Source organism: Streptomyces durbertensis, from assembly GCF_014156695.1.
Classification (GTDB): Bacteria; Actinomycetota; Actinomycetes; order Streptomycetales; family Streptomycetaceae; genus Streptomyces; species Streptomyces durbertensis.
The window spans coordinates 1-13,780 of sequence record NZ_WMLF01000002.1 but is presented as its reverse complement, the minus strand read 5'-3'; the positions used below and the strand labels follow the sequence as shown (position 1 = coordinate 13,780).

Genomic DNA, 13,780 nt, shown 5'->3' with positions numbered 1-13,780 from the left:
GCTCTTTCGGGGGACGTGAGAAATCGGCTCCGAGGGCGATTCCGCGAACGATCGGACGGCGGAAGAATTCTCCACGTACCCAAGCCCGGGTTGGAAATCCGACAATCGTGGAGACCCGCTGTGCCCGACGCTGCTCCGGTTGTGAAGAAGAAGGCGGAGAAGGCCACCTCGAGAAGCGCGCGAACGCGCGGGAGGGGCGCCGTCAAGGCGATTCCGAAGAACCGTCGGGTCACCTTTCTGGAAAGGATGATGCTCTCCCGGGAGTGTGACCGGCGCTCGGGCATCGTCCTGCGTCAGGGAAAGGCCTGGTTCCACATCTCCTCCGCCGGCCACGAGGCGCTTGCGGCGATCTGTGAGGTGCTGGGCCCGGACGACCTGGTGTTCCCGCACTACCGGGACCGGGCGTTGATGTTGGCCCGAGGAATGGGCGCCGAGGCGCAGGCCCGGGACCTCATGGCAAAGGGCCTCTCGCATTCGGCCGGACGCAACATGAGCTCGCACTTCAGCCATCGGGCGGGAAACGTCTTCTCGCTGGCCAGTCCCACCGGAAGTCAGTGCCTTCCCGCTGTCGGTGCCGCGTGGGCCTCGGTGCTACGGGAGGAGAACAGAGTCGTCGTCTGTTCCATCGGCGATGCCTCCACCCGCCAGGGAGAGTTTTTCGAGGCCGTCGCCTTCGCGGTCGAACGCAGTCTGCCGGTGGTGTTCCTCGTCTCCGACAACCGCTACGGCATCAGCACCCCCACCGACGGCCTGTCCCCCCAACGCCTCGGCCTGTTGCCACCGGCCATCACACACGAGGTGGACGGCTCCGACCCGGACCGGCTCCACGACGTGGCCGCCCGGGTCCTGCCGCGGGTCAGGAGAGGGGCGGGGCCCGCCATCCTGTGGTGCTCCCTGGACCGGCTCGACAGCCACACCTCGTCGGACGACCAGCGCGTCTACCGCGACGCCGCCGAACTCGCCGCGCTGCGTGACCCGGTGGAGTCGTTCGGCCGACGACTGACCGAAGAGGGACTGATCACCGCCGACTGGACCGAGGCGACCAGGGTCCGCCTCGCCGACGAGGTCGAGGAGGTCTTCGACCGCGTCGCCGAGGAGCCGACCGGGGACCCGAAAGCGGTGCTCGACCACCTGTTCGCGACCGACCGCACCGAGCGTGTACCGGGCACGGACCGCGACGACAGCACCGGCGGCACCGCCGGGCCCACCCGGCCGTGCGGCGGCACGATGGTCGAGGCCGTCAACCGTGCCCTCCGCACCGGCCTCGAGACCCACCCCGAACTGGTCCTCTTCGGTGAGGACATCGAGGACCCCAAGGGCGGGGTGTTCGGCTTCACCAAGGGACTCGGTGAGCTCGCCGGTCCCCGGATGAGCAACTCCCCGCTCGCCGAGGCCACCATCGTCGGCGCGGCCGTGGGGCTGGCGAGTGTGGGCATGCGGCCCGTCGTGGAGCTCCAGTTCGTCGACTTCGTCGGCCCGGCCTGGAACCAGCTCTCGGCACAACTGACGACCCTGCGTTGGCGTACCGCCTCGGCCTGGCGGTGCCCGGCGGTGATCTACGCACCGTGGGGCGGCTACCTGCCGGGCGGCGGCATCTGGCACAGCCAGAGCAACGAGAGCCTCTTCACCCACCTTCCGGGGCTGCGGGTGGTGGTCCCCTCCACCCCGGAGGACACCGAGGCCGTCTTCCTGGAGTCCTTCGACTGCCCCGACCCGACGCTCATCCTGCTCCCGAAGCACCTGATGCGCCGCCCCAACGAACCCCAGTCCCTGCCAGCGCCTGTCCACGGCGCCCGAATCCTGCGCTCCGGTGCCGACGTCACCGTGGCCACCTGGGGCAACGGCACGGAGCTGGCGACCGCCGCGGCCGACGTGCTCGCCACCGAAGGGGTGGGTGTCGACGTGCTCGACCTCCGCTGGCTCACTCCGCTGGACCGGGACGCGGTCGCCGCCTCGCTTCGGCGAACCGGTCGCCTGGTCGTCGTCCAGGAGGACAACAGGACCAGCAGCTTCGGGGCCTCGCTTCTCGCCGACCTGGTGGCTGCCGACGACGAGTTCTACGAGCTGCTGGCCGCGCCGAAGCTGGTCTCCCGGGCGGACGTACACATTCCCTTCCACCCCGACCTCGAGAGCGCCGTGCTGCCCGCGGCGGACGATGTGGTCGCCGCGATCCGATCGGTGTTGCCATGAGCGAGATGACGGAGAAGACGACCCTGACCGTGCCCCGGCTGGGCGAGGGCATCGTGGAGGTCCGTGTCCTGCGGCTGCTGAAGCGGCCGGGGGACGTCATCGCCAAGGACGAACTGCTCTACGAGATGGAGCACGACAAGGCCGCGGTGGAGATCGAGTCCCCGGCGGCCGGCCGCCTGCACGCCTGGCTGGTGGCCGAGGGCGACCGGGTGCCCGTCGGCGGGGCGGTGGCCGAACTGCTGCCGGCCGATGCCGCCGGGCCCGCGCCCGAGTTCGGCCCGGCGCGCGACACCACCGAGCCGGCCGCCGGCACGCACGGGCCGGCGTTGGGGGCGTCCCCGGCCGGACTCCCCGGTATGACACCCCCGGGAAAGCTGCGCGTGCCGCCGCGTACCCGGGCGCACGCCCGTCGGCTCGGCCTCGCCGAGAGCCTGCTGCCGTCCATCCCCGCGTCGGGCCGCAGCCTGCTGCCGGCGGATCTGGAACGCTATGTCGCGGCCCGTCGTTCGCCGGGCGGCGGGGCGGAGCCGCGGGCTCTGCGGGGGGACCCGTCCGAGCAGCCGGAGCCGCGCGTCGAGCAGCCGGAACGCGACCAGGCCGGTGACTACCGTGACGTGCCGGTCAGCCCTCGGCAGCGGCAGCTGAACAGGGCGCTGCGCGCCGGCGCGGAGAACGTGGTCTCCGCCGTGGTGGCCGGCGAGATCCCGGACGAGGTGCTGGCGGGCGCGCTTGGTGCCCACCGTGCCGCCGGCCCGGACGCCGCGGGCTTCAGCACCCCGTTCCAGGTCTTCGCCCACACCGCGGCACGGGTCGCCGCCGACTTTCCCCGACTGCGGTCGCGTCGACTCGACGAGGAGCGGGTCCGGGTCTTCGACCACGTGGATCTCGGGATCGCGTGTGCCACCGAGAACGGTGACCTGACCGTCGGAGTCGTCCGCGACGCCGACACGCTCGACGCCCCCGGGTTCGACGAGCGGTACGCGTCGGCGGTGGAACAGGCTCTCGCCGGACAGAACCAGGCGGACGGCCGGGTGACGTTGGTGCTCTCCCACCTGGGGGACCACGGCGCGACGTTCGCCGTCCCGGTGGTGGTGCCGCCGGCCGCGGCGACGCTCTTCCTCGGCGCCCCCGACCGCGTCGGTCGCGGAGCGGTCCGGCGGATGGTGCTCGCCTTCGACCACACCGTCTTCAACGGTCGTGAGGCGGCGCTCTATCTGGAGGCCCTGCGTGCCGCGCTCGTCGAGGCGGCCAGGACCGACGAGTCGCCCGCCGCGGACCGTCCGGAACACACCGGGGCCTCCACGGCGTGCCACACCGCGCCCGACCCGCTCACGGCGCTCACCGCTCTCGCCGGCCGTGTCGTCGGGCACGCCCTGGATCCGGACGTGCCGCTCGGCGAGCAGGGCTTCGACTCGACTCGGGCGCTGCGCCTTGTGCGGGAGGTCGCGGCGACCTTCGGAACGAAGCTGCCCGCCACGGCGATCTGGCGCCATCCGACACTGCGGTCCCTGGCGACCCTGTTGCCCCCGCCGTCCGGTGAGGAACGGATACCCGTCGCCGACGGGAAGGGCGCCGACGGGAAGGGCGCCGACGGGAAGGGCGCCGACGGGAAGGGCGCCGACGGGTACCCCGTCGGGCAGGCCGCGGAGGACGCCGCGGAGCAGGCAGAGGAGGACGTCGCCGTCGCGGTGGTCGGCATGGCGTGCCGGGTCCCCGGCGCGGAGAACGTCGACGAGTTCTGGACGCTGCTGACCGAGGGCGGCTGCTCCATCGCGCCCGTGACCGCCGACCGGTTCGCGGGCGCGGTCCCCGACGGCTTTCGCGCCGGACTGCTCGGCCGGACCGACCTGTTCGACGCGCGCTTCTTCTCGGTGACCCCGCGGCAGGCCGCCTCGATGGACCCGCAGCAACGCGCGCTCCTGGAACTCAGTTGGCACGCCCTGGAGCACGCCGGGCTCAACCCGGACGCGCTGGCCGGTACTCCGGTGGGAGTGTTCGCCGCGGCGTGCAGTTACGACTACCGGGAGCAGCTGGTCGACCGTGAGGCCGCAGCCGACGGATACGCCACCGTCGGCACGTTCCCGGCCTTCCTCGCCAACCGGATCTCGCACACCTACGACTTCACCGGCCCCAGCATCACCGTCGACACCGCCTGTTCGGGCGCGCTCACCGCGCTCTCCCTCGCCGAGCGCGCCATTCGCTCCGGGGAGTGTGAGGTCGTGCTGGCCGGGGCCGCCAACCTGCTGAGCAACGGCTTCAACGCCCGGGCGTTCCAGCGGGCCGGAATGCTGTCCCCGCACGGCGACAGCCGGGTCTTCGACGAGAGGGCGGACGGCTTCGTCCGCGGCGAGGGCGCGGGCTGGGTGGTGCTCAAGAGCCTCACACGTGCCCTGGCGGACGGCGATCCCGTCCTTGCCGTCCTGCGCTCCACCGCCGTCAACCACGGCGGACGCGCGGCGGCGCTCACCTCCCCCAACCCCCGGGCGCAGACCGCCCTGGCGCGCACCGCCCTCGACCGGGCGGGCCTGCGCGTCGGCGACCTCGGCTACCTGGAGGCGCACGGCACCGGCACGCCACTGGGCGACCCCATCGAACTGGAGGCGTTCCGGGACGTGCTCGCCGCCGAACCGAACGGTGTTCCCGCGAGCGCGAGCGGGCCCGAGGGCCGACTGTGGGTGGGGTCCGTGAAGGCGAACATCGGCCACCTGGAGGGTGCCTCCGGCCTGGCGGGGCTGATCAAGGCCGTGCACACCCTGCGACACGGGCTGATTCCCGCCACCCCCAACTTCACGAGGCTCAACCCGCACATCGACCTCGACGGCACCCCCCTCCGCGTCGCGGACCGGGCGGTGGAGTGGCCGGCCCTACCGGGCTCGGCGCCCCGCCGCGCGGCGGTGAGCGCGTTCGGCTTCGGCGGCAGCAACGCGCACGCCGTGCTGGAGGAGCCACGCGCACCGGCATCCGGCCTGGAGGGTACGGGCCCGGCCGCCGGCCTCGGTGACACGCTCGTCGTTCCGTTGTCGGCGGCGACCGACAGCGCACTGCGGCAGCTCGCGGCGGCCCTGGCCCGCCGGCTCCGGAAGGAGCCGCACGATCTTCGGCAGGTCGCGTGGACGCTGCAGAGTGGACGGCGGGCACTGGCCAGTCGGGTCGTTCTCCTTGCCCGGGAGATCGGAGAACTCGCCGAACAACTCGCTCTGTTCGCCGCCGAGGGCGCACAGAGCGCGAGCGCGACCACGGACCGGCCGGCGGCCCTGGAGCAGCTGGCCGACACCGCGACCCGGCGCGCGCTGACGGACTGGCTGTCCGGCGGCAGCATCGACTGGGGCGCGCTCTGGCTGGGCGGCGTGACCCCTCGCCGGGTGCCGCTTGTCCCCTACCCGTTCCAGCGGGAGTCGTACTGGCTGCCCGGCGGTGGGGCCGCCGGGGAGGAGGCAGCGCACACCGGACCGGCGCACAGCCCGGACGAGGTGGACGACGCGACCGGGACGCTCCAACTGGTGGCCGGGCACCCGCTCGGGTGGCACCGGGTCGCCGGAAGGGCGGTCGCGCCCGGGGCGCTGCTGATCGACGTCCTGGCCGGCGGTGGACCCGTGGCCCTACGGAGTGTCCGCTTCCTGACCCCGGCGCCCTTCGGGTCCGGACTCCGCCTGGAGCGGCGGGTCGAGGAACGCGACTCCCGCACGGTGACCACCGTTCTCCAGGACGGCCACGTGCGCGCCAGAGCGACCATCGACGCGGACGCCCCGCCGCCGCTCACCCCGGACCGGTCGGCGCTCCTCGACGGACGCCCCGTCGAACTCGCCGACGTGCTCCGGCGGGCCGGCATCGACGTGGGACCCGCGTATCGGGCGGTGAACGGGCTGCGGCGGGCCGGCGACTGGGCGATCGGCGGTCTGGCGCCGCGGCCCGGCGACCACCGCACCCGGCGGGTCGGCTGGCTGGACGCCGCACTCCAGGCGGCCTGCGCACTCCTCCCCTCCGACCAGCCGCGCATGGCGGCCGCCGTGAGCCGTGTGTGGTGGACCGGTGAACTCCCGGACCGGGCCGATCTGGTGCTCCGTCTCGTGGCGCAGACCGCCGGTCACAGTCTTGTGGACCTGGACGCCGTCACACCGGACGGACGCGAGGTGCTGCGGGTCCGGGGTCTGCGGCTCCTTCCCGTACCCCGCCACTCGGGGCCCGACGCCCCGCAGCTCGCCGGCGACCGGCGGGAGGAGGACGCACAGCCGGGACCGGGCGGTGGACATCCGGGCGAGCACGATCAGTTCCGGATGTGGTCGCCGGTGTGGGAGGCCGAACCCGCCCCGAGCCCCGAGCCGGCGCCCGCCGACCAGCTCCACGTCGTGCTGTACGACCCGCACTCCGCGCCACTGGGCGCGCGGTTGGCGGCCGACGACCGCACCGTCACCTTCCCGGTGGGGCCAACCGGTGTCGACCGGGGACGGCTCTCCGAAGCGGTGACCGGCGCGACCGGCCCGCTCACCGTGACGTTGATCGTCGGCGGTGCCCGCTGGACCGAGGACCACGAGGGTGTCAGTCGGCTGCGTCACTGGCTCGGCGCCCTGCTGACCACGGCACAGGTGGTGGCCGGTGCGGGTGCCGAGTCCCGGATACGTCTGCTGACCACCGGGCTGAGCGCTCCCGACGGCGGCCCGGTCGCCCCCGGTGCCGCGTTGCAGGGGGCCCTGTTGGGTGCCGTGCGCACCCTTCCGCTGGAACTGCCCGCCGTCAGCGCCGCCGCCGTGGACCTGCCCGTGACCGTACTCGACGAGCCCGACGCGGAGAGCGCCGTCGCCGGTCTGCGCGCCGCGCTGGCCGAGCCGTGCGGTCGGACGGTGCCGCGACTCGCCCTGCGCGACGGCCGGCGGCTGCGTGAGGTGTTCACCGAGCGGAGAGCGGGGCGGGCACCGGCCGAGCCGAACAGCGGTGGGTTCCGCGCGGGCGGAACATACGTGTTGTTCGGTGGCGCCGGCGGCATCGGAGCCGAGGTGGCCCGTCATCTCGCCGTCACCTACCGGGCGTCGTTGCTGCTGGTCGGCCGGTCGCCGGAGAACGACCGGACGCGACAGCTGCTGGCCGACCTGCGAGCCGCCGGCGGCCGTGCGCACTACCACCGCGGCGACGTCACCGACGAGGCATCGGTGGCCACGGCGCTGGCGGAGTGCCGGCGGACCTACGGGGCGCCCGACGGGGTGCTGCACAGCGTGGGTTCGGTGAGCGACGGACTGCTCACCGAACTGACCCCGGGGAACGTGGACGAGGTACTCGACAGCAAGGTCACCGCCGTTCTGAACCTACGCCGGGCGCTGCGTGGGCGTCCCGGCACCTCACTGGTCCTGTTCTCCTCCGTGGCCGGCCTCTTCGGCAGCGTCGGTGGCCTCAACTACGCGGCGGCCAACGCCTTCCTCGACCACTACGCGGCCGCTGTCGACGGGGACGGCGGGCTGGTGGCCCGCAGTTTCACCTGGGGTCTGTGGCGGGGAACCGGCCTCGCCCGGCGCTACAGCGCCCACGTACGCCGGCAGTACCCCGGGCTGACCGACTTCGAAGCAGAGAGAGGGGTGGCCGCTTTGGAAGCGGGCATGTCCGGCACCGATCCGCAGACCGTCGCGGTCAGCGGCACTCCCACCGTGCTCCGTGAGCTCACGCGTCCGCCGCGCGCCGGTGACCCGGCCCACCGCTTGGAGGAGTACGCCAGAGGCGCGTTGGCGGCCCGGATGGCCGCACTCGGACTGGACCGGGCGACAGCGCTGGCCGGGCCTGACGCCGCGGCCGAACGACTGGGCGTCGTGCCCGAACACCGTCGCCTGCTCACCGCCGCGTTGGAACTGTTGGACATCGAGGGCGGCGCCGTTCCGCCTGCCGGGGAGCTGGACAGGCAGCGGGCGGAGCTGGTCGCCGACCATCCCGACCTACGGGGCCACCTCGACCTCGTGGACCTCGCGCTGTCCGCCTACGGGCCGGTGCTGCGCGGTGAGCGTTCGGCGACCGACGTGCTGTTCCCCGGCGGCAGCCTGGACACCGTCGCCGCCGTCTACAGCGGGAACCAGCTGTTCGACCCGGTCAACCGGGCGGTGGCCGAGGAGGCCGCCGCCGGGGCCCTGGAGATCACCGGCGCGGGTCGTCGGCCCCGGCTGTTGGAGATCGGATCCGGCGTCGGTGGCACCACCGCCGCCGTGCTGGCGGCCATGGACCGGCAGGGTGTCGTCGACGCCGAGTACACCTACACCGACGTGTCCCGGGCGTTCCTCCAGCACGGCCGCCGCCGGTTCGGTGACCGGGTGACCCCCCGACTGCTGGACATCGAGAAGGACCCGTCCGGCCAGGGCTTCGCGGAGGGCGGGTACGACCTCGTCGTCGCCAGCAACGTACTGCACGCGACCCGCGACCTGACGAGCACCCTTCGCCACGTCGGCCGACTACTGGCACCCGGCGGCCGGTTGCTGCTCGTGGAGATCACCGCGCCGGCGGCGGTCTACACCCTCACCTTCGGTCTCACCGACGGTTGGTGGCGTTACGTGGACGAGCAGTACCGCATGCCGCACGGCCCACTGCTCGACGTCGGACGTTGGCGGAGTCTGCTGCACGCCTCCGGTTGGGAGTTGACCCGCGTCGGGCACCTGCGGGACGCTCCCGGCTGCGTGGCGCTGCTGGACTGCCGGCCGCCGGCCGCCGATGCCCCGCGGGGCGACGAGCCCGGAGTTCGCGAGCCGGCCGGCGAGGACCCGCGCGCCGGCGCGCCGGCGGGGGGTGACAGCGCCGAGCGGCTGAGGGCGATCGTCCGAGGGTTGCTGGGTGACCCGGCGGCGGAGGTTCCCGGCGGACTGCCGTGGCAGGAGCTCGGTGTCGACTCCCTGTTGAACACGGAGCTGGTCAACGCGGTCTCGGCGGAGTTCGGGAGGGCACTCTCGGCCACCACCCTGTTCGAGTATCCCAACGTCGACGCCTTGGCCGGACTTCTGGACGGCGGCGACCGTTCCGCCGACCCGGCGACCGGGGCTCGTCCGGGCGACGTCGCCGCGACGCTGGCCGAACTGCTCGGCATGGTGGCCGACCTCACCGGCCAGGACGCCTCCGGCGTCGACCCGGACACGGACTTTCCGTCGGCCGGTGTGGACTCGCTGCTCAACGGCGAGTTCACCGCCATGCTGCGCGACCGCTTCCCGACCGCCGAGGTGCCTTCCACGGTGCTCTTCGAGTATCCGACGCCTCGGGCGTTGGCCCGCTGGCTCGCGACGCGGACTTCCCGCCCCACCGCCGACGAGCCGCTCGCGACACGCCGGACGCCGACGGCGGCCACCAGGCCGCTGGTCACGCCGTCGGTCGTGCGGATTCCGGATGACGCCGCCACCGTGGCCCGCCAGGCGACCGGGACCCGGCCGCCGCGCCACCGCGGGGAGCAGGACCACAGCCGCCCCCTGATCGCGGTGGTGGGCCTCGCCGGCAGGTACCCGGGCGCCGAGAACGTGGACGAGTTCTGGCGGCTCCTCTCGGAGGGCCGCACGCCGGTCCGTGAGGTGCCCGCCGACCGTTGGGACTGGCGCACCGCTCGCACGCTCGGCGGTGGCTACGCCCGCTGGGGTTGCTTCCTGGACGGCTGGGACCGCTTCGACCCCGAGTTCTTCCGGATCACCCCTCGCGACGCCGCGCTGATGGACCCACAGGAGCGACTGTTCCTGGAGGTGGCGTGGACGGCGTTCGAGAGCGCCGGCTACACCCGCCGCACCCTGTCCGGCGGCGCCGACGGACCCCGGGTGGGCGTCTTCGCCGGCGTCACCGCCAACAGCAACGTGATCGCCCAGCACCAGGCACGGCTCGCCGGCGCGGACAACCCCGAGTACGCGGTGAGCGCCGCGGCCTCGGTCGCCAACCGGGTCTCCCACGCGCTCGACCTGAGCGGTCCGAGCCTGACCGTCGACACCATGTGCTCGTCGTCGCTGACCGCGCTGCACCTGGCCTGCCGGTCGATCCGGGAAGGAGAGGCCGACCTCGCCCTGGCCGGCGGCGTCAACCTCTACCTCCACCCCGACCGGTTCGCCGGGCTCTGTGCGCTCGGCATGCCGTCACGCGGTGACCGCACCCGGGCGTTCGGGGCGGACGGGGACGGGTTCGTGCCCGGCGAGGGTGTCGGCGCGGTGGTGCTCAAGCGGCTCGACGCCGCGGAGGCCGACGGGGACACGATCCTCGCTGTCATCCGTGGCACCGGACTGAACCACGGCGGCGGCGCCTCCGGCTACACCGTCCCCAGCCCGACCGCGCAGGCCGCGCTGATCAGCCGGACCCTGGCCGACGCGGGCGTCGAACCGGACAGCGTCGACTACGTCGAGGCGCACGGGACCGGCACCGAGCTCGGCGACCCGATCGAGGCGCGCGCGTTGGCGCTGGCGTTCGACGACGGGCGGGAGTCCGACCCCGCACGTGTGCTGCGCATCGGCTCCGTCAAGTCGAACATCGGGCACGGCGAGGCCGCGGCCGGGGTCGCCGGCCTCACCAAGGCCCTGCTTCAGCTGCGGCACGGCCGCCTGACCCCCACCCTGCACGTCGAGCGGCAGAACCCCAGGCTCGAACTGGCCGGCACCTCACTGCGGATCCAGCGCGGCGGCGAACTGTGGCCGCGCCGCACCGACGCCCAGGGACGGCCCCTGCCGCGCCGCACGGCGGTCAGCTCCTTCGGCGCCGGAGGCGCCAACGCCCACGTCGTGCTGGAGGAGTACCGGGCGCCGGCGCAGGAGCCCGCCGAGCCGGCCGGCCCGGTGCTGCTGCCGCTGTCGGCACCGGACCCGCGTCGGCTCCGGGCCCTCGCCCGACGCCTGGCCGACACGCTGGACGTCACGTCCGGCGTCGAGACGCTGCTGCCCGGTGCGGTGAGTCCGGCGGACGTCGCCCACACGTTGCGCACGGGCCGCGAGACCTGGGAACACCGGGCCGCGGTGGCCGTCGACGTCGCCGTCGGCGCCGCGGAGGCCGGCCGACGGATGGTCGAGGCGCTGGACGCGCTCGCCGAAGGCCGGGCCCACCCGGACGTGACCACCGCCGAAAGCACCGAGCACGCCCCGGAGGGCGCCCGCCGGTGGGTCGAGGACGGAGCCCCGCCCGCGCCGTCGTACCGCGGCCGGCGCGTCCCCCTCCCGACCACGCCGTTCGCCGACGTGCGCTGCGTCCCACCGCGGGCGCTCCCGCCGTCCGGTACGGACCGGCCGGTCGACCTGCCGCTCGCGGACAGTGTCCGAGCCCCCGGCGCGCGCACGGTGACGGCTCACCTGGGCGGCGCCTCACGCTGGGTCGCGGACCACGTGGTGGACGGGCTCCCGCTGCTGCCCGGCGCGTTCCATCCGGAACTCGTCCACGAGGCGCTGCTGACCGCCGGCGAGTCCCCCTACCGCTGTGCGCTGCGTGACCTGGTCTGGCCCGCGCCGGCCGGCGGGCTGCCGATGACGGTCAGCGCCGAGCTCGGCGAGGCCGACCGGCACGGCGCCCGTCGTTTCCGGATCGACGCGGAGACGGGCGGCACGACGGCGACCGTGGCGGAGGGCTGGACCGAGCCACGCGAGGAGGACCCCGTACGGCCGCACGTGGTCTACCGTCCTGAGGACCTCGCCCGGTACCTCAGGGCCGACGGCACCGACTCCGACGCGTTCTACCGCTTGTTCGCCGCGCAAGGGTTCAGCTACGGCCCGCTGTTCCGGACCGTGCGTCGGGCGCGGTGTGAAGGCGACGAGTCCACCGCGGAACTCCGCCTGCCGGAAGGGGAGGACCGCGACGGCCGCCAGGTGCTGCATCCGGCGCTGCTCGACGGCGCCTGCCAGACCGCGGCTTTCCTGCTGGTGGCGGAGGAGCCCGCCGGCCGCCGCCGCTACCGGCCGCTCGCCATCGACCGGCTGGTCATGCTGGCTCCGGTCACCGGCGCCGTCCACGTCCACGCGCGGCGGGTGCGGGCCGACGAGTCGACCGGAACACACGTCTTCGACCTGCGGCTGATCGACGTCACGTCGGGGCGGACGCTCGCGGAGATCGAGGGGTTCCGCGTCCGCGTCGAGCCGCGCGAGCCCGAGGAACGGATCCGGCACGTCGTACAGCCGGCCGACCACCCGGCCGACGTCGTGGACGGCGCCGCTCCGCGCGCGCCCGCAGTGGTGGCATCCGCTCAGGGTGTACCGGACCTCGCGGGCTACCGACTGGCCTGGCGTGAGGCCCCGCTTCCGGAAGCCGGTCCGCCCGGACCGCTGTGGGTCGTCGGAGACGGTCGGCTCGCCGACCTCGGCGGCACCCGGCTGTCCCTCGCCGAGGCGTGCGACACCGCCGTTCTCGAGGAGACCGTCCGACGAACCGGCGCCCCCGCGACCGTTCTCATCGACCTCACGGGCCCCTCGGCGGGACTCCGCTTCGGGGACCTTCCGGCAGGGCGGGCGGACGTCGCCGCAGGCTGGTCGGAGTTCCGCGCGGCGGCACTGGACGGGGTGTTCCGACCGCTGCGCGCGCTGGTGCGCTGCCGGTCCCTGGACGGGGCCCGGGTGCTGCTGGTGACCGAGGCGGAGGAGGAGCCGCCGCCGGCCGTGCGCGGCCTGCACAGCCTGGTGCGCACGGTGGCCGGGGAGACGTCCAGGCTGCGACCGGCCGTTCTCACCCTGGACGCGCGATGGCGGCGTGCCCGACCGGAAGCCGCCCGAGAGGCCGTACTGGCGGAGGTCGGCGCCGCGCCGGCCGACGGACAGGACTGGGTGCGGCTGCGTCCCGGTACCCGGGAGCACGTGGTGGTGGTGCCGGACCCCTCCTCGGGAGGGAGCGGTGCCGAACCGACCTCACTCCTCGTACCGGGCGGCAGCTACCTCGTCGTCGGTGGCCTCGGCGGGCTCGGCCGCTCGATCGCCGAGGCGGTGCGCGCGGCCCAGCCCACGGCGCGGCTGGTGCTCGTCGGACGTTCCACGCCCGACGAGGAGGCGTTGGACTGGCTGCGGGGCCTGGGCCCGGAGAACGCGGTGGCCCACCACCGCTGTGACATCACGGACCCGGAACAACTCGACCGGCTCGCCGCCGCGTTGGCGGGCTCCGGCACGCGGCTGCGTGGCGTCTTCCACGTGGCCGGGGTGCTACGGGACGGCTTCCTGCGGGGCAAGGACCTGTCCGACGTCGAAGAAGTCTGCCGGGCCAAGGCCCTCGGCGCGGTGGCGGTCGACGCGGCGTTCGCCGACCACCCGCTGGACTTCTTCGTGGTCGCCTCCTCCCTGGCGGCCCTGGTGGGCAACCAGGGACAGTCGGACTACGCGTTCGCGAACGGATTCCTGGACGGCTTCGCCACGGCCCGGGCCCGCTGGGTGCGCGAGGGACGACGGAACGGGCGGACCCTGTCGGTCGGTTGGCCGGTGCTGGCCGGCGCCGGGATGACCCCGGAACCGGCCGCGCAGCGCTACCTCACCGACACCTACGGACTGCGCCCGGTCCCGGTGGCGGACGCGGTGCGGGAGCTGTGGTCGCGTCTGGCCGCGGCCGCCGGGCCGGAGAGCGCCCACGTGGCGCTGTTCGCCGGTGACCAGGACGTCTGGTGCCGGGCGCTGCACGTGGCGGCGCCGGCCGCCGCCCCCACCGAGCC

Annotated in this window: 2 protein-coding genes; both read left to right on the top strand. The window is 74.2% G+C overall.

All coding sequences use genetic code 11. The features are described 5' to 3' along the window. Nucleotides 1–246: 246 nt before the first annotated feature. Nucleotides 247–2,190, top strand: a complete 1,944-nt coding sequence (locus GL263_RS00190) for an alpha-ketoacid dehydrogenase subunit alpha/beta (protein WP_182853442.1) — start codon at nucleotides 247–249, stop codon at nucleotides 2,188–2,190. After that, nucleotides 2,187–13,780: SDR family NAD(P)-dependent oxidoreductase (locus GL263_RS00185; RefSeq protein ID WP_182853441.1), on the top strand; the 11,594-nt coding region annotated here is incomplete at its 3' end. The genes GL263_RS00190 and GL263_RS00185, both read left to right, overlap by 4 nt.

What these genes read in the sequence shown, in the direction of transcription:
- GL263_RS00190 (WP_182853442.1), top strand. Translation starts at nt 247, where the DNA reads ATGATGCTCTCCCGGGAGTGTGACCGGCGCTCGGGCATCGTCCTGCGT.